The following is a 20,686-nucleotide window of genomic DNA, read 5'->3' on the forward strand; positions in this document are numbered from 1 at the left end:
CGGTCACTGTACGGCCTGTCGACGCTGCTGCTCGAGCAATCGCAGCCACACCTCGCTCACCGTCGGATACGACGGGACCGCGTGCCACAGTCGGTCGAGCGGCACCCGGCCCACGAGCGCGACCGTCGCGGCGTGCACCAGTTCGGCGACCTCCGAGCCGGCGAACGTGGCCCCGACGATCGTGTCGGTGGTGCGGTCGACCACCAGCGATGCGCGTCCTGTGTAGTCGTCGCGGGACAGGGCCGCCCCGGCGACGTCGATGTCCACCGTGACCGTTTCGACATCGGAACCGGCTGCACGGGCAGCGCTTTCGGTGTATCCGACGGATGCGACCTGCGGGTCCGTGAACACCACCTGCGGGACCGCGTCGTGGTCGGCGGACGCGACGAACCGCGGCCCGTCGAGGGGTCGGCCCTCGGCGCGCGCGGCGATCACGTCCCCGCACACCCGCGCCTGATACTTGCCCATGTGGGTGAGCGGTGCCCGGCCGGTGACGTCCCCGACCGCGTACAGCCAGTCGCCGTCCACCCCGGCCGCGGTCAGATGATCGTCGACGGTCACGTACCCGTCACCGAGACCGGCCGCACCGAGTCCGAGTCCGGTCGTGGCCGGGACGCGCCCGGCGGCGACGAGGACCTCGTCGACCGTCAGCGTCGACTCGTCGGACAGGGTGAGCGTGACCGGTCCGCCGTGGATGCACCCGACACCGGTGTCCGACGCGTCCGGCCGGGCCACCGCGGTCACCGACGTCCCGAAACGCACGTGCACGCCGTGCTTGCCGAGTGTCTCGGCGACCAGGGTTCCGGCGAACGGTTCGGTACGGGTGAGCAGCGCCGGCCCGCGCACCAGCAGGGTCACCTCGTCGGCGCCGAGTTCGTGCAACCACGTCGCGGCCTCGCACGCGACGACGCCGCCCCCGACGACCGCGAGTCGCCGCGGCACCTCCCGCACCGCGGTCGCATCCCGCGACGTCCACGGCAGCGCGCCGCGCAGACCCGGAACGTCCGGGACGTTCGTGGTGGTGCCGGTCGCGAGGACCACCGCATGCCGAGCCTGCAGGACCCTGCCGTCGACGGTGACCTCCCGGATCCCGGTGAGCTGCGCGTGCCCGCGGACCACGTCGATGCCCGTCGCGTCCGCCCACAGCACCTGCGACGAGTCGTCGCGGCCGTGCGTGAACGCGTCGCGTCGCGCGAGGACCGCCGCCGCGTCGAGCCCGTACGCGCCCACTTTCTCCCCGACGCCCGGCATGTGCCGGGCCGTCGCGAGCACCTCGGCGGGGCGGAGCAGTGCCTTCGACGGCATGCACGCCCAGTAGGAGCATTCGCCGCCCACCAGTTCGTGCTCGATCAGAGCCGCCGTGCGGTCGCTGCCGGCGATCGCGTAGGCCGCCGCGTTCTCCCCGGCCGGCCCGCCTCCGATCACGATGACATCGAACTCCTCGACAGTCATGTGTCCACGGTAGGCCGGGCCGGACCGGACGGCACCGCAAAAACAGTTCACGGCTTTATGAATACAGAATTGAATGTATCGTCGGGTGTATGGACACGTCACCGATGTCGACCGACGCCCTCGCCCGGTTCGGGCACGCCCTGTCGGACACGACGCGCACCCGCATCCTGCTGGCCCTGCGGCACACCCCCGGATATCCGTCGGAACTGGCGGACGGGATGGGGGTGTCCCGGCAGATACTGTCGAACCACCTGGCCTGCCTGCGCGGATGCGGACTGGTGGTCGCGACACCGGAGGGGCGGCGCACCCGCTACGAACTCGCGGACCCCCGTATCGGGCACGCGTTGGACGACCTGATCGGGCTGGTCCTGGCCGTCGACCCGTCGTGCTGCCCGACCGCCGACACCGACCACTGCTGCTGACCGGAAGGAGTTCGACGATGCCCCGGATCACGACCGCGGCCCGCACCGTCTACCGCGACGAGATGACGGCCGCGCGAACGGCCGCCACCGCGGAGGCGCGGTGGCGGCACCTCGAGCGCGCGCACATCGCGTCGCAGCCCAGCCCGTGGCTGCACACCTGCAACCACGCGGCCATGCTCGCGCTCGCACTGCGGCAACACGACCGACGGGAGGCGCTCGGTCAGGTCGTGCGGATCGTCGTCGCCGCCCCGGGCTCCCTCACCGGACGCTACCCCGACGGCAACACCGGCCGCGCCGCGGCGGGACTCACGACGCCGATGCCGATCCCCGACGATCTGGCGTCCGCCCTGTCGCGGTAGACGCCGGTCACCACGGGCGCGCGGTCAGTCCCCGGGCCGCCAACCGGTCCACCGCCAGATCGCGCAGCGCGGCACCGCTGCCGAACGCCTCGAGGTCCAGGGCGACCAGCGACAGCGTGTACGTACCGCCGCACCGGCACAGGTAGGCGGACAGTCGGGTGGTGGTCCGGGCCGGCCGCTGCGGGGACAGTCCCGGATGCACCGCCCGGGTCGCGACACCGGTCGTCCGGTACGGGCCGAGCGTCGCGAGGGAATCGGGAAGACGGCCGACGTTGGAGCACAGTGCATCCCGCTCCCCGGCGCCCGACGTCAACCGGTGTGCGAGCCGATCCGGCAGCAGGTGCACGGTCTCCTCCGGGAAACCCGACGGTGCCCCCATCGGGGTGCGCGTAAACGCCTCCCGGCACGACCGCCGGATCTCGGTGAGCGAATCATTCGGGGTCACAACGACATCCGTCATCACGACGGCATTGCTCGTGCCGGCGGAATCGCGGGCGTCGACCGGCACGCTGACGTGCAGTGGCATCGGAACCCCGGCCGCGTCGGCGATCCCGGTGACCACCGACAGGAACAGCCCGTTCGGTGTGCCGCCGTCGGCGCCGGCGACCGTGTCCCACACCGCTGCATCGACGTCGACGATCGCGGTGGCCGTCCCGGTGACGGTGCGGGCCGGACCCGCGGGAGACGCCGCCGCAGCGAAGGCCCGCAACTCCCGGCGGCGTCGCGCACTCGGCAGCAGGGCCAGCGACGCTAGTGCCCCACCGAACACCACCCGGCGGAGGATCCGTGCCGCGTCCGCGACGTCCGACGTCCGTGGGGGAGTGGGCGCAGGCTCCCGACCGGTCAGCGCGGCGTCCACGGCCGCCACGAGGCCGCGGGCGTCCGCGACGACATGCGAACACACCAGCGAGATCACGGTGCCGCCACCCCGGACCGGTGCCGCGGCCAGCACCCAACCGGGGCCGCGCCCGGGATCGACGTCGACACCGGTCTGCGTGTCCGCCCAGGCCACGACGTCGTCGACCGGTTCCGTGTCGTAGCGCAACGGCAGGGTGTCGGTGCTCGGCTCCCACCGGGGCCGGGCGCCCGGCACCCGCGACCGCACGACCCGCCGCCCCAGCGCGCCGCCGGCCAGGACGTCGTGCACGGAGGCCAGGAGTGGCGCCGCGTCGGTGTCCAGGGCGTCGGCGGTCCGCCACAGGCCCTGCATCACGATCGGCAGGCCGTACCCGCGATGCCGGCGCAGGAAGATCTCGTCCACCACGGTCAACCGGTCCATACCGGACGACGCTACCGTCGATCGTCGTCGAACCCGCCGTGCCGGCCCTCCCCGGCGGTGAACCGGGACGCGCCGGTCAGCGCGTCGACGGTGACCGCGACCATGCCGTGCCGGAACTCGGACGCCAGCGCTTCCGCCTCGTCGAGTCCGTCCTGTTCGAGCAGCGACATCCGGTCCTCCCGTAGGCACACCTGCGGGAACGCGGCGAGCCCGGCGGCCAGTTCCTCGGCGGCGGTGCGGGACTCGCCCGGTGGCACCACCCGGTTGACCAGCCCCATCGCGAGGGCCTCGTCCGCGTCCACCGGGCGTCCGGTGAGGACCATGTCCATGGCCCGCCCGTGGCCGACGATCCGGGGCAGCCGGACCGTCCCGCCGTCGATCAACGGCACCCCCCAGCGGCGGCAGAACACGCCGAAGACGCTGTCGGACTCCGCGATCCGCAGATCCGCCCACAGCGCCAACTCGAGTCCGCCGGCCACCGCATACCCGGCGACCGCCGCGATCACCGGTTTCGACAACTGCATCCGGGTCGGCCCCATCGGGCCGTCGCCGTCCGGTGTCACCCGATTGGATCGGTCGGTGCCGAGCGCGTTGAGGTCGGCACCCGCGCAGAACGTGCCGCCCTCACCCCACAGCACCGCGACCGCGGCGCCCTCGTCGGCCTCGAACTCGCGGAACGCGTCCGCGAGCGCCGCGGCGGTCGGTCCGTCGACAGCATTGCGCACCTCGGGCCGGGACAACACGATCGTGGTCACGGGCCCGGAACGTTCGCTGCGCACCGGCATGGTTCGACGGTACCCGCGAACCGGCGCGCAGGAACCGGGATTCACGCGTCGACCACGCGTGACCGGGAGCAACCGGACAGTCGTGGTACGAGCGCATACTGGGAGAAGTGGCGTCGTGAAGAGTACGGAGCACGGTCATGCTGGTCGACACGCGATGGAACGCCTGGAACGAGGAGATCACCGTCCAGGTCACGGAGGGCGCGGCCCTCGGATCCGCGGCGCGCCGCGTGGGAGCGCTGCTCGCCGAGGCGGAGGCCGCCTGCAGTCTGCGCCGCGGCGACGCCGAGATCCACGCCGTCAACCTGGCCCAGGGGCAGCCGGTGCGGGTGAGTGCGAGCCTGGCGCGACTGTTGCGGTCGGCGCTGTGGGTGGCGCGGATGACGGACGGTGCGATCAGCCCACTCGCCACCGCGCAGTCCCCGATCGGGGTGCCACCGATCCATCCCGATCTCACGTTCGCCGACGTCCGGATCGACGACGCCACCGTGTTCGCGCCCTTCGGCGCGTCGTTCGACATCACCGGCGCCGCGAAGGCCGACACCGCGGGCCGGGCGGCGACCCTCGCCGCGGGCGAACTCGAGTGCGGCGTCCTGGTGCGGGTCGGAACGGTCGTCGCGGCCGGCGGGCACCCGCCGGCCGGGGGATGGCAGGTCCCGATCGCCGGTAACGGGACGATCGAACTGCCGCCGGGGGGAGCGTTCGCGACCGCCGGTCCGGACCCGGATCGGGGCCCGGACGATGCGCTGCCCGGCGCCTGGGCGCAGGTCTCGGTGATCACCGACGACGCGGTCTGGGCGTACGGCGCTGCGGCGGCCGCGCTACGACGTGGGGTGGGCGCGGTGTCGTGGCTGCAGGAGCAGGACCTGGCCGCGCGACTGGTGGACCGGGGCGGACGCGTCCACGCCACGGCGGCCTGGCAGCGCCCGCACGCCGCGTGACCGGTGTCAGACGGCGCGGCCGCGCTGCGTCCGGTACCAGCGGACCAGAGCATCCGTGGACGAATCATCCTGCCGCGGAGGCGCTTCCGACGAGGTGAGGACCGGACCCAGTTCGAGGGCCTGCGTCTTGCCGAGCTCGACCCCCCACTGGTCGAACGAGTCGATACCCCAGATCACGCCCGCCACGAACACCTGATGCTCGTACAGGGCGATGAGCTGACCGATCACCGACGGTGTCAGTCGCGGCGCCAGGACCGTCGTCGACGGACGGTTACCGGGCATCACCTTGTGCGGCACCAACTCCGGGGCCGTACCCTCGCGCCGGATCTCCTCCGCGGTCTTCCCGAACGCGAGCACCTTCGTCTGCGCGAACAGGTTGCTCATCAACAGGTCGTGCATGCTGCCGGTGCCGTCGGCGGTCGGCAGATCGTCGGTGGGTTCGGCGAACCCGATGAAGTCGGCGGGCACCAGGCGGGTGCCCTGATGCAGCAGCTGGTAGAACGCGTGCTGACCGTTGGTGCCCGGCTCACCCCAGAAGATCTCCCCGGTCTGGGTTGTCACGGGCGACCCGTCCGTATGCACCGACTTGCCGTTCGACTCCATCGTCAACTGCTGCAGGTAGGCCGCAAACCGCGCCAGATCGTTCGAATACGGAAGAACCGCACGGGATTCGGCGTCGAAGAAACTCGAATACCACACCCCGATCAGCCCCAGCAGGACCGGCGCGTTCCGCTCCATCGGTGCGGTGCGGAAATGTTCGTCGACGATGTGGAACCCGCCGAGGAACTCCGCGAACCGCTCCCGCCCGATCACCGCCATCACCGACAGCCCGATCGCCGAATCCACCGAATAGCGGCCGCCGACCCAGTCCCAGAACCCGAACATGTTGGCGGTGTCGATTCCGAACTCGGCGACCCGCTGCGCGTGCGTGGAGACCGCGACGAAATGCTTCGGGACCGCCGCCTCGCCGAGCGCGTCGACCAGCCAGCGCCGGGCCGCCGACGCGTTGGTCAGCGTCTCGAGCGTCGAAAACGTCTTGGACGCCACCACGAACAGTGTGGTCGCCGGATCGAGGTCGGCGAGCGTGCCCACCAGATCGGCCGGGTCGACGTTCGAGACGAACCGGGCCGTGATCCCGGCGTCGGCGTAATGACGCAGAGCGCCGCACACCATCACCGGACCCAGATCGGAACCGCCGATACCGATGTTGACGACCGTGCGGATCCGCTCACCCGTCGCCCCGCGCCACACACCGGACCGCAGCCGATCGGTGAAATCGCCCATCCGGTCGAGCACCGACTGCACGTCGGCGACCACGTCCTGCCCGTCGACGGCGAGTGCGGCGCCGGCCGGGAGACGCAGTGCGGTGTGCAGCACCGCACGATCCTCGGACGTGTTGATGCGGACGCCGGCGAACATGTCGTCGCGGCGCTGCTCGACCCGGGCAGTGCGGGCCAGTTCGACGAGCAGGGACAGGGTTTCGCGGGTGACGCGATGCTTGCTGTAGTCGACGTACAGGTCGCCGGCCGTGGTGGTCAGGTCGGTGCCGCGGCCGGGATCCTGCGCGAACAGGTCTCGCAGATGCACAGATTCGATCACTCGATGATGCGCATCCAGGTTCTGCCAGGCTGCGGTACCGGTGATGTCTGTGCTCATGGGAAAGAAGCTTATCGGCCGCACCATCGACATTCCTGTCGACTCTCATTGGGTGAGGGAACGGCGCATGATGGGGAATATGAATCCCGCCGAATTGCTCCGCGCCGTCCCCACCCGGCTCTGGATCGGGGGCACCCCGGTCGACGCCGAGGACGGCGCCACGTTCCCCGTCCACGACCCCGCGACCGGAGAGGTTCTCGCCGACGTCGCCGATGCGAGTCCCGCCGACGCGGTCGCGGCCCTCGACGCGGCCGTGGCAGTCCAGGCCGAGTGGGCGCAGGTACCGCCGCGGGAGCGCGGCGAGATGCTGCGCGCGGTGTTCGAGAAGATCACCGCCCGCGCCGAGACGTTCGCGCAACTGATGACACTCGAGATGGGGAAGGCGCTACCGGAGAGTCGCGCCGAGGTGCGCTACGGCGCCGAGTTCTTCCGCTGGTTCGCCGAGGAGGCGGTCCGGATGGAGGGCCGCTACCAGGCGGCGCCCGGCGGCACCGGACGCATCCTCGTCGCCAAACAGCCCGTCGGACCGTGCCTGGCGATCACCCCGTGGAACTTCCCGCTCGCGATGGGCACCCGCAAGATCGGGCCGGCCCTCGCCGCCGGGTGCACGATGATCGTCAAACCGGCGGCGGAGACCCCGCTGACCATGCTGGCACTCGCCGAACTGTTCACCGAGGTGGGCCTGCCGCAGGGTGTGCTGTCGGTGCTGCCGACATCCCGGGCAGGCGCGGTCACCGAGCCGCTGCTCGCCGATCCGCGGCTGCGCAAGCTCACGTTCACCGGATCCACCGGGGTCGGACGGCTGCTCGTGGCGAAGTCCGCGCAGGGATTGCTGCGCACGTCGATGGAACTCGGCGGCAACGCCCCGTTCGTGGTGTTCGACGACGCGGACGTGGACAGTGCCGTCGACGGCGCGGTGCTCGCCAAACTCCGCAACGGCGGTGAGGCGTGCACCGCCGCGAACCGCTTCCACGTCGCGAACACCGTCCGTGAGGAGTTCACCGCGAAACTCGTCGACCGCATGGCCGCGTTCACGCTGGGGCCCGGGATCGACCCCGCGACGACACTCGGCCCGCTGATCAACGCGGACCAGCTCGCCACCGTCACCGATCTCGTCGACGACGCCGTCGGCAAGGGGGCGACGGTTCTGCTGGGCGGCACCGCCCCCGGCGGACCGGGCTGGTTCTATCCCGCGACGGTGCTCACCGACGTGCCCGCGACCGCGCGGATCCTGAAGGAAGAGGTGTTCGGCCCGGTCGCCGCGATCACCGGATTCGACACCGAGGACGAGGCGATCACCGCCGCGAACGACACCGAATTCGGGCTCACCGCCTACATCTACACCCGCGACCTGGATCGGGCGCTGCGCGTCGCCGACGCCGTCGAGACCGGCATGGTCGGCATCAACCGCGGCGTCGTCTCGGACACCGCCGCCCCGTTCGGTGGCGTCAAGGCGTCCGGCTTCGGACGCGAGGGCGGCAGCGAGGGCATCGAGGAGTACCTCGAGACGAAGTACATCGCCCTCACATGACGGCGTGCGTGCGTGCCGTCAGTGCCGTCAGTGGCCGAGACGACCCCGTCCGAGACGCAGCAGCAGCATCGCGAGGGTGTGCCCCTCCTGGCCGAGTTCGCTGAACCGGTCGATCACCTTCATCTCCCGGCTGTGCACCAGGCGCGGGCCGCCGGACGCCATGCGGGTGCGGCCGATGATCTGCGACACCTCACTGCGGCGCTTGACGGCCGCGAGGATCTCGGCGTCGAGCCGGTCGATCTCCATGCGGAGTTCGTCGATCTCGGCCTGGCTCGGAGCCGGCGACGATTCGGGTGAGGGAGTTGCGGTGGAGCTGCTCATGGATCTTCTCCTCGTGTCGGAACGTGGGTTCGTCGGGTCCGGTCGGATCGTTACGAATCAAGGTTCCGGCACGGCGGTGATCACCCACCGAGTTTGCCACGCGCACCGGACCGGCCCAAGTATGGGTGACCACCTTCACGACCGGCATTGTCGGGGCGGGCCGGTAGCGTGGACAGGCGATGAACACGATTCCCGGCGCCATGATGCCCTCGGCCCAGCCGTCCACCCGTGACCTGCTCGGCGGTCTCAACCCGCAGCAGCGGGAGGCCGTCCTGCACGCCGGGTCGCCGCTGCTCATCGTCGCCGGTGCCGGATCGGGCAAGACGGCGGTGCTCACCCGCCGGATCGCCTACCTGCTGGCCGAGCGGGACGTCCTGCCGGGCCAGATCCTGGCGATCACGTTCACCAACAAGGCCGCCGCCGAGATGCGCGAACGTGTCGCGCAGTTGGTCGGCCCGCGCGCGAACAGCATGTGGGTGTCGACGTTCCACTCGAGCTGTGTCCGGATCCTGCGCGCCCAGTCGGCGCTGCTGCCCGGGATGAACTCGAACTTCTCGATCTACGACGCCGACGATTCACGCCGGCTGCTCACGATGATCTCCAAGGACCTCGAGATCGACACCAAGCGGCACTCCGCGCGGCTGCTCGCCACCAAGATCTCCAACCTGAAGAACGAGCTGATCGATCCCGCCGAGGCGGAGGCCGCGGCGGCGGGCCCGGACGGCACCGACCTCGACAAACTCGTCGCCCGCGTGTACGCGATCTACCAGCGGCGGCTGCGGGACGGTAACGCACTCGACTTCGACGACCTCATCGGCGAGACGGTGTCGCTGCTGCAGCGCTACCCGCAGGTCGCCGAGTACTACCGGCGCCGCTTCCGGCACGTCCTCGTCGACGAGTACCAGGACACCAACCATGCCCAGTACGTGCTGGTGCGCGAGCTCGTCGGAGACCCGAGCGACGACCCACACGCGGTCCCGCCCGCCGAACTGTGCGTCGTCGGCGACGCCGACCAGTCGATCTACGCGTTCCGCGGTGCGACGATCCGCAACATCCAGGAGTTCGAACGGGACTACCCGCAGGCCCGCACCATCCTGCTCGAACAGAACTACCGGTCCACCCAGAACATCCTGTCGGCCGCCAACGCGGTCATCTCCCGCAACACCGGTCGCCGCGAGAAGCGACTGTGGACCGACTCCGGTGCCGGCGAGCTGATCACCGGATACGTCGCCGACAACGAGCACGACGAGGCCCAGTTCGTGGCCTCGGAGATCGACCGACTCGTCGACGCGGGCGACGCCACGTTCGCGGACGTCGCGGTGTTCTACCGCACCAACAACTCCTCCCGCGCGCTCGAGGAGATCTTCATCCGCCTCGGCATCCCCTACAAGGTGGTCGGCGGCACCCGCTTCTACGAGCGCAAGGAGGTCCGCGACATCGTCGCGTACCTGCGGGTGCTCGCCAACGAGGACGACACGGTGAGCCTGCGCCGCATCCTCAACACCCCGCGCCGCGGCATCGGCGACCGCGCCGAGGCGTGCGTGTCGGTGTACGCGGAACAGCAGGGGATCGGCTTCGCCCGCGCACTGCGGGCCGGTGCGGCGGGGACGGTGCCGCTGCTCAACAGCCGCTCGGTGAAGGCGATCGCGTCGTTCCTCGAACTGCTCGACGGGCTGCGCGAACTGTCGGCGGCCACCGAATCCGACGGTAACGACCTCACCGACATCGGCGAGGTGATCGAGGCCGTCCTCGACCGCACCGGCTACCGCCGCGAACTCGAGGCCAGCAGCGACCCCCAGGACGGGGCGCGGCTCGACAACCTCAACGAGCTGGTCAGCGTCGCACGAGAATTCAGCTCCGACGCGCGCAACGCCGCCGCGTTCGTGGCGGAGGATGCGGCCCCCGACGAGACCGCCGACGAGGACGGTCTGCCCGACCCCGGTTCGCTCGCCGCGTTCCTCGAACGGGTGTCGCTGGTCGCCGACTCCGACCAGGTGCCCGACGAGGGTGAAGGGGTCGTCACCCTGATGACCCTGCACACCGCGAAGGGGCTCGAGTTCCCCGTCGTGTTCGTCACCGGCTGGGAGGACGGGCAGTTCCCGCACATGCGCGCTCTCGGCGATCCGGCCGAACTGTCGGAGGAGCGACGCCTCGCCTATGTGGGTATCACTCGGGCCCGGCACCGGCTGTACCTCACCCGCGCCGTCGTGCGCTCGGCCTGGGGGCAGCCGGTCACCAACCCCGAATCGCGTTTCCTGCAAGAGATTCCGGCCGACCTCGTGGACTGGCGCCGGGAGGACCCGGGTGTGCTCGGCACGGGTGGGGCGATCGGCGGCGGGCGCCGGCAGCAGTACGGCAACCAGGGCTACGGCGGATCCGGTTACGGCGGTTCGGGATTCGGTGACTCGCGTGGTCGCGGCGGTGCCGCGTCACCGAGTTTCGGTGCGCCCCGGGGGCGGAACAACAACCTCGTACTCGCGGTCGGCGACCGGGTCAGTCACGACAAGTACGGTCTCGGCAAGGTGCTCGAGACGAAGGGTACCGGCCCGACCGCGACGGTCACCGTCGACTTCGGATCGGCGGGCAAGGTGCGTCTGATGCTGATCGGCGGCGTGCCGATGGTGAAACTCTGAGGAGAGGACGGCCGTCAGGGCTGTTCGATGCCCAGGCTGATGCCGCGGGTGGCGAGCCACGGAATGGGGTCGACCTTGTTGTCGCCGCCGAGATGGACCTCGAAGTGCAGGTGCGGGCCGGTGGAGAAACCACGGTTGCCCATCGTGGCGATCTGATCGCCCGCCATCACCCTCTGGCCCACGGTGACCAGGGTGTCGTTGATGTGGCCGTACACGGTGATGGTGCCGTCGGCGTGCTTGATGCGCACCCACATGCCGAAACCGGCCGCCGGACCGGAATCGATGACCTCGCCGTCGGCGACCGCGAGAATCGGGGTGCCGATCGCATTGGCGATGTCGACGCCGGCATGCAGCGTGCCCCAGCGGGCGCCGAACGACGACGTGTAGACACCCTGTGCGGGCAGCACGAACAGCGGACGTCGCGCGGCGGCCTCACGGGCGGCGCGTTCCTCGCTGAACCGGTGCCCCTTCGCGAGCAGATTCGAGAACTGGCCCAGGTCGGTCGGACTCGCGACCGCGAGAACCTGCGGTGCGGAACTGTCCGACGAACCGGTCGGGTTCTGGGTGATGTTGCTGAACTGTGCGGCCTGCGGGACCGCGGTGGTGGGCGCCGCACCGGTGGAGGCCAGCGCGACATCGGAGTGATCGGTCCTGTCCGCCGGTGCGGTCAGTGCTGCCTGGCCTGCGGCGACGACGGCTCCGGCGGCGACCGCCACGACGGCGGCGCGGCCCTTGAGGGCGGCGGGGGGAGCGGGGAGGCGGTGCCGGCCACCGCTGCGGGGGGCCGCGACATCGACGTCCGCGGCGGGTTCGGGGGCCTCGGTGATCACGGACGTCTCGACTTCGGGGTCGGTGTGGTCCTGCGTGAATCGACTCGGGGCGAACTGGGAGCGGTGGTGCATGTGCCCTGCCGTCCTCCTGCCCGTGACCTGCCTGTGACTTTGACCTTGGCGACGGTAACGAAACGGTTGCAGGGGAGCAACCTACGGAACGGACCGAATCGGCATATGTGACTGGCGTCACAGGCTGAACTGGGGATATGTGGAACAACGTGAGCGGTCTCGTTCATATAGCGAGACGTCATCTTCGTGTTACATGCCCGATGTTCGAGCGGCAGAAACGCCCGATACGGAGGCTGTCCGGCGCGGTGCCGATCCCCGGTAACGACGCCCCGCGCGGCACCTGTCATCCTCTCCGTGGTGCCTCTCGCGACGAGGGCGATGCCCGCTCGAGCGGTGCAGTGTCGCGGGGTGGACTTCGACGACTGTCGACGCGTGACATGTGCCACATAGCATGTGGGCGGGCGATAGTCGATTGATTGAACTAGTTAAAGTCCGACACGGACCCGCTCCTACCCCCCGAGCGGGCGTCAACGCAGACGAGACGGTGAACAGATGGACCTCTTCGAATACCAGGCGAAGGAACTCTTCGCCAAGCATGACGTGCCGACGTCCGCCGGCCGTGTGACCGACACTGTCGCCGGTGCCCGCGAGATCGCGGAGGAAATCGGCAAGCCTGTGATGGTCAAGGCGCAGGTCAAGGTCGGCGGCCGCGGCAAGGCCGGTGGCGTCAAGTACTCGCCCGACGCGGATGCCGCGCAGGCGAACGCCGAGGCGATCCTGGGCCTCGACATCAAGGGCCACGTCGTCAAGAAGCTGCTGGTCGCAGAGGCGAGTGACATCGCTGAGGAGTACTACATCTCCTTCCTGCTGGACCGCACCAACCGCACCTACCTGGCCATGTGCTCGGTCGAGGGTGGCGTGGAGATCGAGGTCACCGCCGAGGAGAACCCCGACGCCCTCGCGAAGATCCCCGTGGACGCAGTCAAGGGCGTCGACCTGGCGTTCGCGCGTGAGATCGCCGAGGCAGGCAAGCTGCCCGCCGAGGTGCTCGACGCCGCGGCCAACACGATCCAGAAGCTGTGGGAGGTCTTCATCAAGGAAGACGCTCTCCTGGTCGAGGTCAACCCGCTCGTCCGTACGCCCGACGACCAGATCCTGGCCCTCGACGGCAAGGTCACCCTGGACGAGAACGCCGCGTTCCGTCAGCCCGGCCACGAGGCCTTCGAGGATCGTGACGCCACCGATCCCCTCGAGCTCAAGGCCAAGGAGAACGACCTCAACTACGTCAAGCTCGACGGTGAGGTCGGTGTCATCGGCAACGGTGCCGGTCTGGTCATGTCGACCCTGGACGTCGTCGCCTACGCGGGTGAGAAGCACGGCAACGTCAAGCCGGCCAACTTCCTCGACATCGGTGGCGGCGCCTCGGCTGCCGTCATGGCCGCCGGCCTGGACGTCATCCTGAACGATGCGCAGGTCAAGAGCGTCTTCGTCAACGTCTTCGGTGGCATCACCGCGTGTGACGCCGTCGCCAACGGCATCATCGGCGCCCTGGAGACCCTGGGCGACGAGGCCAACAAGCCGCTCGTCGTGCGCCTGGACGGCAACAACGTCGAAGAGGGTCGCCGCATCCTCGCCGAGGCCGCCCACCCGCTGGTCACGGTCGTCGCAACCATGGACGAGGCTGCCGACAAGGCCGCCGAGCTCGCCTTCGCCGCGAAGTAAGGGACACACACAACAATGGCTATCTTCCTGACCAAGGACTCCAAGGTCATCGTCCAGGGCATCACCGGCGGCGAGGGCAGCAAGCACACCGCTCGGATGCTCAAGGCCGGCACCCAGATCGTCGGTGGCGTCAACGCCCGCAAGGCCGGCACCACGGTCTCGCACACCGATGCCGCCGGTAACGCCGTCGAGCTGCCGGTCTTCGCGACCGTCGCCGAGGCCATGAAGGAGACCGGCGCGGACGTCTCGATCGCGTTCGTTCCCCCGGCCTTCTCGAAGGACGCCATCGTCGAGGCCATCGACGCGGAGATCCCGCTGCTCGTGGTCATCACCGAGGGCATCCCGGTGCAGGACTCCGCGTTCGCGTGGGCCTACAACGTCGAGAAGGGCAACAAGACCCGGATCATCGGCCCCAACTGCCCCGGCATCATCACCCCGGGTGAGGCGCTCGTCGGCATCACCCCGGCCGACATCGCGGGCAAGGGCCCGATCGGCCTGGTCTCCAAGTCCGGCACCCTGACCTACCAGATGATGTTCGAGCTGCGCGAGTACGGCTTCTCGACCGCCATCGGCATCGGCGGCGACCCGGTCATCGGCACCACCCACATCGACGCCATCGAGGCGTTCGAGAAGGATCCCGAGACCAAGGTCATCGTGATGATCGGTGAGATCGGTGGCGACGCCGAGGAGCGTGCCGCCGACTACATCAAGGCCAACGTCACCAAGCCGGTCGTCGGCTACGTGGCGGGCTTCACCGCTCCCGAGGGCAAGACCATGGGCCACGCCGGCGCCATCGTCTCCGGTTCCTCGGGCACCGCGCAGGCCAAGAAGGACGCCCTCGAGGCGGCCGGTGTCAAGGTCGGCAAGACGCCGTCCGAGACCGCGGCTCTCGCCCGGGAGATCCTGAAGAACCTCTGATCCTGTTCGTAGGGATCACAGCTTCGCGTGAACGGCGCCCGCCGCCGGACTTCTCGTCCGGCCGCGGGCGCCGTTCGCGTTCCCTCACACGTCCGCCCACCGGGTTCCGGCCGGAACGAGTTCGCCGCCGCCCGCCGTCAGTTCGGCGACCGTCGCGGCCAGTTGCGCGGGATCCTTCGTCGCGAGGGTGAAGGTGACCGCGGCACCGTAGGCCGTGCCGACGATGGTGACGCCTCGGCTTCGCAGTTCTGCCTCCAGGCGTCCCGCGACGTCGTGCCCCACCTCGACCGCCAGCAGATCGAGCCGCTCCCGGCGCAGGAGTGCGGCAGCCGACTCGGCGCTGTCCAGGGCGGCCGCGACCGCACCCGAGTACGCCCGCACCAGACCGCCCGCACCGAGCTTGATGCCACCGAACCAGCGGGTGACGACCACCGCGACGTCCACCAGGCCCCGTGCCCGCAGCACCTGCAGCATCGGCACCCCGGCCGTGCCGCCCGGCTCCCCGTCGTCGCCCGCGCGTTCCGCCCGCTCGGACGGCTCGTTGCCCGTCACGTACGCCCAGCAGTGGTGGCGGGCGTCGGGGAACAGGCGCCGCTGCTCGTCGAGGAACGCCTGCGCGGCGGCCGGATCGTCGACCCGGCGCACCGCGGCCCGGAACCGGGAATGCTTGATCTCCGTCTCGGTGACGACGTCGGCTCCGGGCGGCAGCGTGAAAGGCATGGTTCATCTTCCGCCACGACCACGGCGGCCCGGTATTTCGCGCGGGTCGTCGGAGGGTGCGGGTAGCGTGCAGGGGGCCCGCACGATCGACTAGGAGCAGACATGACTTACCCCGAAGGGGCGGCGTTCGGCCAGCCCGCGCCGGCGCCGGCCACCCCCGCGGCGAAAGGGCTGTCGTTCTTCCTCGGCCTCGGCGTACTCGCGGTCGGTGTCGTCGTCTTCCTGCTCGGATTCGCCCCGTACGTCGAGAACTCGTCCAGCGTCGGCTACGGGTTCTCGTTCACGATGAACGCCTTCGAGAGTGTCGGCGCGCTCCCGGTCGCGTTCCTGCTCACCGGTGGTCTGCTCGCCGGAGTGTCGTTGCTGCCCAAGCAGAACCAGCACGCGACGGCGGCTGTCGCATCGGTCGTCGGGCTGGTCGTCTCGTTCGTCGTGATGCTGAGCCTCTCCGGCGGCGGCAGTCTCGCGGTGGGCGGCATCGTCATCCTGATCCTGGCGTTCGTCCAGGCCGTCGCCGCGGTCCTGCTCTTCCTGGTCGACGCGGAGGTGCTCAAGATGCCGCAGGGCCGGCCGACGACCACACACGTCCACCCCGCCGCCTACGGCCACCCGCAGGGCTACGCGCCGCCGCAGCAGCAGGGCTACGGTGCGCCGCAGGGGTACCCGCAGCAGCCGTACGGGCAGCAGTCGCAGGGCTATCCGCAGCAGTCGTACGGTCAGGCACCGCAGACGCCGGGCTACCCGCCGCAGCAGCCGACCGCCGGATACGGGCAGTTCCAGGCGTACCAGTCGCAGCAGCCCACCCAGCACATTCCACAGCAGCAGCCCGCCCAGCCTTCCCCGTCCGCCGAGTCCGACGACGAGGCGAAGTGAGCGCGTGACGACCCTGCTCGCCCGCAGCACCCGTCGCACCACCACCGGAGCCGCCCCGAGCGGTGACCGGGCGCGGGCACTGCTCGCGGTGGCCCTGCGCCCCACCGGAATCGCCCTCGCCGCAGTCTGTGCCGCGGTCGTCGTCGTGCTGGTGTCGTCGAACAGCGACCTCGCGGGCGCGGTCGGCGGCGTCGCGGCGGGCTGGCTGGCCCTGCACCACGTGTCGCTCACGGTCACCGACGCGCCGCTCGGTGTCCTGCCGCTGCTCCCCACGATCCTGCTGATGTGGGCGGTGGCCCGCGGATGCGCTCGCGCCGTCCACCCGGACAGTGACCCGCGGGTCGCCGGCCAGGTGATCGCCGCCGCGATCGCCGGACCGATCGCGGCGACCCTCATCGCGTTCGCGGTCGTCGGTGACGCCGAGGGGACGCTGCCGCTGGTATCGCCGAGCATCGCCCCCGCACTCGCGGCAGTCGTCGGGATCCACGCGCTGTCGGCCGTCGCCGGTGTCCTGACGACCGCCGGACGGTCGCTGTGCCGGCGCTGGGGCCTGCCCGGATGGGTGCCGTCCGCCGTCGTGCCCGGTGCGCGCGCGGCAGGACTGTTGTTCGCCGCCGGAACGGCCGTGACCACGGCGTCGCTGGTGTGGTCGTGGTCGGACGTCGGCGCCCTGCTCGCCGAGGGCAGCGGTGTGGTCGGCGTCCTCGGTCTCACCGTCCTGTCGGTGCTGTACCTGCCGAACGCCGCGATCGGCGGTGTCGCAGTGCTGCTCGGCGGGACCGCCCACGCCGGCGGAACCACACTGAGCCTGTTCGCCGTCGACGCCGGACCGGTACCCCCCGTCCCGGTGCTCGGTGGTGTCCCCACCGAACTGGTCGGCACGGCGTGGCCGGTGCTACTGGCGATCCCCGTGACGATCGGCGCACTGCTCGGCCGCGACTGCGGCCGCATCCACCTGTCCGTGCAGCGGACCGCGTCCGTCGTCGCGCTCGCGGCCGCCGGGGCGGGTGTCCTCGCCGCCCTCGCCGGTGTCCTCGCCGGCGGCGACCTCGGCGCGTACGGCTACGTCGGCGTCGACCCGGCACTGCTGGGGCTGATCACCTTCGGGTGGCTGCTGGTGCCCGGACTGATCGTCGGCGTTCTCGTCACCCGCCGCGCCGTCGTCGAACCCGATCCGGAAGAGGAACACGATCCGGACGTCGCCACCGACACCCTGACGGCACCGGACACGGTGCCGGAGACCGCCGTCCCGGATTTCGAGATCAAACGCCTCGAGCGGCCCGCCGTCCGCTACCGCGCCGACACCGCCGCCGAACTCGAGGCGCCGGCCGGGATCACGGAAGCCGGGACACCGGAGAACGGGACACCGGAGGTCGTCGAGGCGGAGATCGTGGACGAACCCGAGGCCGAGATGACGCCCGTCACGGAAGGCGACCTGCCGGAAGGTCCGGTGACCCCCAGCGACTAGGCTGTACCCGGCCCTGTCGGGCCGGAACCGTCTTGCGAAACCAGGAGTAGTGCGCTGACTGCCACGCGTGACCAGCTGCGGCCCACGGTGCCCGCTCGGATCGTCGTACTCGCGTCGGGGACGGGCAGCCTTCTCCGCGCTCTGATCGATGCGACCCGCGCCGACGGCTATCCCGCGACGATCGTCGCTGTCGGGGTCGACCGGGACTGCGAGGCCGCCGGGCACGCCGCCGACGCCGGTATCGCCGATTTCCAGGTGTCGCTCCGCGACCATGCCGACCGCGCCGCGTGGGATGTCGCACTCACCGAGGCCGTCGCCGCGCACGAACCCGACCTGGTCGTCAGTGCCGGCTTCATGAAGATCCTCGGCCCGGCGTTCCTCGAGCGTTTCGGTGGCCGGATCGTCAACACGCATCCCGCGCTGCTGCCGTCGTTCCCCGGCGCGCACGCCGTCCGCGACGCCCTCGCCTACGGCGTCAAGGTCACCGGGTCCACCGTGCATCTGGTCGACGGCGGCGTCGACACCGGCCCGATCCTCGCGCAGGAACCGGTCGAGGTCCGCCCCGACGACGACGAGGCCGCGCTGCACGAGCGCATCAAGATTGTCGAACGACGACTGCTGGCCGAGGTCGTGGCCGCCGTCGCCCTCCGAGGTGTTGTTTCCGACGGACGAAAGGCCGTGATCCCCAGTGAGTGAACGCAAGGCTGTACGCCGCGCACTCGTCAGCGTCTACGACAAGACCGGGCTGGTCGAACTGGCCACCGGCCTGCACAAGGCCGGAGTGGAACTGGTGTCCACCGGTTCCACCGCCGCGAAGATCGCCGACGCCGGCATCCCGGTCACCAAGGTCGAGGACCTGACCGGTTTCCCCGAATGCCTCGAGGGTCGCGTCAAGACGCTGCACCCGCGCGTGCACGCCGGTGTCCTCGCCGACACCCGCAAGCCCGAGCACCTCGCGCAGCTCGCCGAGCTGGGTATCGAGGCGTTCGAGCTGGTGATCGTCAACCTGTACCCGTTCACGCAGACCGTCGCGTCGGGCGCCACCCCGGACGAGTGTGTCGAGCAGATCGACATCGGCGGCCCGTCGATGGTGCGTGCCGCGGCGAAGAACCATCCGTCCGTCGCGGTCGTCGTCGACCCCGCCAAGTACGAGGGCGTCCTCGCCGCGGTCGAGGCCGGCGGCTTCAGCCTCTTCGAGCGCACCGCGCTGGCCGCGCAGGCGTTCCAGCACACCGCGTCGTACGACGTCGCGGTCGCCACCTGGATGACCGAGAGCCTCGTCGAGACGGTCGCCCCGAGCGAAGCGACGGAAGATTCTGCACTGTCGCAGTTCCCGCGCTGGATCGGTGCCACGTGGGACCGCTCCGCGGTGTTGCGCTACGGCGAGAACCCGCACCAGGGCGCGGCCCTGTACGACAGCCCGGCCGGTCCGGCGGGCCTCGCACAGGCGAAGCAGTTCCACGGCAAGGAGATGTCGTACAACAACTACACCGACGGTGACGCCGCATGGCGTGCCGCGTACGACCACTCCGAGCCGGCCGTCGCGATCATCAAGCACGCCAACCCGTGCGGTATCGCGGTCGGTGCCGACATCGCCGAGGCGCACCGCAAGGCGCACGCGTGCGATCCGGTGTCCGCGTTCGGTGGCGTCATCGCCGCCAACCGTGAGGTCACCGTCGAGATGGCCGAGCAGGTCGCCGACATCTTCACCGAGGTGATCATCGCCCCGTCGTACGCGGACGGTGCCGTCGAGGTGCTGGCCCGCAAGAAGAACATCCGGGTGCTCGAGGCCGCAGCCCCGACCGCGACCGGCATCGAGCTGCGTCCCATCTCCGGCGGCGCCCTGCTGCAGCAGCGCGACGTCCTCGACGCCGACGGCGACGACTCCGCCAACTGGCAGCTCGTCGTCGGTGAGGCCGCCGACGAGAAGACCCTCGCGGACCTCGCGTTCGCGTGGCGTGCGTGCCGTGCCGTGAAGTCCAACGCGATCCTGCTCGCGAACGACGGCGCCTCGGTCGGCGTCGGCATGGGCCAGGTCAACCGCGTCGACTCCGCACACCTCGCAGTGCAGCGGGCCGGTGACCGCGCACAGGGTTCGGTGGCCGCGTCCGACGCGTTCTTCCCGTTCCCCGACGGACTGCAGGTCCTGCTCGACGCCGGTGTCCGTGCCGTCGTCCAGCCCGGTGGTTCGGTCCGCGACAACGAGGTCGTCGAGGCGGCTCGCGCCGCCGGTGTCACCCTCTACCTGACGGGTGCCCGCCACTTCGCGCACTGAGCGCATCCCGCCACGACGCTCCCTCGTCTCTCAGGCCGCGAGGCCGGACGGGGGAGCGTCGTCGTCGCTGGTGCCGGCGATGACGAGACGCGCCGCCCCGCGGGCGAGCAGCTCGGACACCAGTGCGGCCGCACCGGTGTCGTGTCCGGCGTCGACGTGCCGCAGATCGATCGTGACGACCTGACCGGTGAGATCCCCGGGCAGGGGCGTGGTGGTGGTGCCGTCGGCACCGAGTCGAAGCTTCATGTGGTTCTCCTGACTGGAAGTGGATAAAAGAAAGGCACCCGAGGCGATGTGCCTTCGGGTGCCCGAGAAAGAAGTTCCGGTTACGGGGAACTCGTTTCTCGGGGCCACTCGATGAAGGCTGCGTGGCGGTGCCACGCGGGTACGGCGAAATACATGTGCTTGTGAGCAAGTTTCACGGCAAGTACCGAGGACTTCGACTGCATCGCGACCGTACCTTTCTCGTGTGAGCCCGTTGGTTAACGGAGA

Annotated in this window: 19 protein-coding genes; 11 read left to right on the forward strand and 8 right to left on the reverse strand. The window is 70.3% G+C overall.

Annotated features, from left to right (window positions below; translation table 11 throughout):
* Window positions 1–3: 3 nt before the first annotated feature.
* Complete coding sequence (locus tag E0497_RS03990; protein ID WP_137723473.1) at window positions 4–1,452, reverse strand: dihydrolipoyl dehydrogenase family protein; 1,449 nt, start codon at window positions 1,450–1,452, stop codon at window positions 4–6.
* A gap of 89 nt (window positions 1,453–1,541) precedes the next feature.
* Between E0497_RS03990 and E0497_RS03995 the strand changes: the two genes are divergently transcribed.
* Entirely contained in the window at window positions 1,542–1,874 is a 333-nt protein-coding gene (locus E0497_RS03995) for an ArsR/SmtB family transcription factor (RefSeq protein ID WP_137723474.1), read from the forward strand.
* Between the two features lie 17 nt (window positions 1,875–1,891).
* Window positions 1,892–2,233, forward strand: a complete 342-nt coding sequence (locus E0497_RS04000) for a DUF3703 domain-containing protein (RefSeq protein ID WP_137723475.1) — start codon at window positions 1,892–1,894, stop codon at window positions 2,231–2,233.
* 7 nt (window positions 2,234–2,240) lie between these two features.
* Here E0497_RS04000 and E0497_RS04005 read toward each other — a convergent pair whose 3' ends face one another.
* Together E0497_RS04005 and E0497_RS04010 are read right to left on the reverse strand one after the other, a co-directional pair.
* The gene (locus E0497_RS04005) at window positions 2,241–3,512 is read right to left on the reverse strand and encodes a hypothetical protein (RefSeq protein WP_137723476.1); all 1,272 of its coding nucleotides are present in this window, start codon (window positions 3,510–3,512) and stop codon (window positions 2,241–2,243) included.
* A gap of 11 nt (window positions 3,513–3,523) precedes the next feature.
* Entirely contained in the window at window positions 3,524–4,297 is a 774-nt protein-coding gene (locus tag E0497_RS04010; protein WP_137723477.1) for a crotonase/enoyl-CoA hydratase family protein, read from the reverse strand.
* A gap of 137 nt (window positions 4,298–4,434) precedes the next feature.
* Between E0497_RS04010 and E0497_RS04015 the strand changes: the two genes are divergently transcribed.
* Entirely contained in the window at window positions 4,435–5,235 is an 801-nt protein-coding gene (locus E0497_RS04015; protein ID WP_137723478.1) for an FAD:protein FMN transferase, read from the forward strand.
* A gap of 6 nt (window positions 5,236–5,241) precedes the next feature.
* On the opposite strand, the gene pgi is transcribed toward E0497_RS04015, so the two are convergent.
* On the reverse strand, window positions 5,242–6,891 hold the full coding sequence (gene pgi, locus E0497_RS04020) for a glucose-6-phosphate isomerase (protein WP_137723479.1): 1,650 nt from the start codon (window positions 6,889–6,891) through the stop codon (window positions 5,242–5,244).
* A 67-nt stretch (window positions 6,892–6,958) separates the two neighbouring features.
* Here pgi and E0497_RS04025 point away from each other — a divergent pair, with 67 nt between their 5' ends.
* Entirely contained in the window at window positions 6,959–8,422 is a 1,464-nt protein-coding gene (locus E0497_RS04025; protein WP_137723480.1) for an NAD-dependent succinate-semialdehyde dehydrogenase, read from the forward strand.
* Between the two features lie 27 nt (window positions 8,423–8,449).
* Here the strand turns inward: E0497_RS04025 and E0497_RS04030 are convergent, their stop codons facing one another.
* Window positions 8,450–8,743 carry a chorismate mutase gene (locus tag E0497_RS04030; protein WP_137723481.1) on the reverse strand — a complete coding sequence of 98 codons (294 nt, stop codon included), beginning with the start codon at window positions 8,741–8,743 and terminating at the stop codon, window positions 8,450–8,452.
* A 179-nt stretch (window positions 8,744–8,922) separates the two neighbouring features.
* Between E0497_RS04030 and pcrA the strand changes: the two genes are divergently transcribed.
* Window positions 8,923–11,376 (forward strand): DNA helicase PcrA, encoded by a 2,454-nt coding sequence (gene pcrA, locus E0497_RS04035; RefSeq protein WP_137723482.1) that lies wholly within the window; start codon window positions 8,923–8,925, stop codon window positions 11,374–11,376.
* A 14-nt stretch (window positions 11,377–11,390) separates the two neighbouring features.
* On the opposite strand, the gene E0497_RS04040 is transcribed toward pcrA, so the two are convergent.
* On the reverse strand, window positions 11,391–12,278 hold the full coding sequence (locus E0497_RS04040) for a M23 family metallopeptidase (RefSeq protein ID WP_137723483.1): 888 nt from the start codon (window positions 12,276–12,278) through the stop codon (window positions 11,391–11,393).
* A gap of 492 nt (window positions 12,279–12,770) precedes the next feature.
* Here E0497_RS04040 and sucC point away from each other — a divergent pair, with 492 nt between their 5' ends.
* Window positions 12,771–13,940 (forward strand): ADP-forming succinate--CoA ligase subunit beta, encoded by a 1,170-nt coding sequence (sucC, locus tag E0497_RS04045; RefSeq protein WP_137723484.1) that lies wholly within the window; start codon window positions 12,771–12,773, stop codon window positions 13,938–13,940.
* 15 nt (window positions 13,941–13,955) lie between these two features.
* Window positions 13,956–14,858, forward strand: coding sequence for a succinate--CoA ligase subunit alpha (sucD, locus tag E0497_RS04050; RefSeq protein WP_137723485.1), 903 nt, complete (start codon window positions 13,956–13,958; stop codon window positions 14,856–14,858).
* 84 nt (window positions 14,859–14,942) lie between these two features.
* On the opposite strand, the gene E0497_RS04055 is transcribed toward sucD, so the two are convergent.
* Window positions 14,943–15,578: an IMPACT family protein gene (locus tag E0497_RS04055; protein WP_137723486.1), complete on the reverse strand. Its 636-nt coding sequence runs from the start codon at window positions 15,576–15,578 to the stop codon at window positions 14,943–14,945.
* 102 nt (window positions 15,579–15,680) lie between these two features.
* On the opposite strand from E0497_RS04055, the gene E0497_RS04060 reads away from it, so the two are divergent.
* The 4 genes from E0497_RS04060 to purH all read left to right on the forward strand — a co-directional run bounded on the left by E0497_RS04060 (window position 15,681) and on the right by purH (window position 20,194).
* The gene (locus E0497_RS04060) at window positions 15,681–16,451 is read left to right on the forward strand and encodes a DUF5336 domain-containing protein (protein ID WP_137723487.1); all 771 of its coding nucleotides are present in this window, start codon (window positions 15,681–15,683) and stop codon (window positions 16,449–16,451) included.
* 4 nt (window positions 16,452–16,455) lie between these two features.
* A complete protein-coding gene (locus E0497_RS04065) occupies window positions 16,456–17,919 on the forward strand; it encodes a cell division protein PerM (protein ID WP_137723488.1) in 1,464 nt (487 codons plus the stop codon).
* Between the two features lie 87 nt (window positions 17,920–18,006).
* Window positions 18,007–18,615 (forward strand): phosphoribosylglycinamide formyltransferase, encoded by a 609-nt coding sequence (gene purN, locus E0497_RS04070; RefSeq protein WP_137723489.1) that lies wholly within the window; start codon window positions 18,007–18,009, stop codon window positions 18,613–18,615.
* The gene (gene purH, locus E0497_RS04075; protein ID WP_137723490.1) at window positions 18,608–20,194 is read left to right on the forward strand and encodes a bifunctional phosphoribosylaminoimidazolecarboxamide formyltransferase/IMP cyclohydrolase; all 1,587 of its coding nucleotides are present in this window, start codon (window positions 18,608–18,610) and stop codon (window positions 20,192–20,194) included. Before purN ends, purH begins: the two co-directional genes overlap by 8 nt.
* Window positions 20,195–20,224: 30 nt before the next feature.
* Here purH and E0497_RS04080 read toward each other — a convergent pair whose 3' ends face one another.
* The gene (locus E0497_RS04080; RefSeq protein ID WP_137723491.1) at window positions 20,225–20,440 is read right to left on the reverse strand and encodes a hypothetical protein; all 216 of its coding nucleotides are present in this window, start codon (window positions 20,438–20,440) and stop codon (window positions 20,225–20,227) included.
* Between the last annotated feature and the right edge of the window lie 246 nt (window positions 20,441–20,686).

Source organism: Prescottella subtropica (genome assembly GCF_005434945.1).
Taxonomy (GTDB): Bacteria; Actinomycetota; Actinomycetes; order Mycobacteriales; family Mycobacteriaceae; genus Prescottella; species Prescottella subtropica.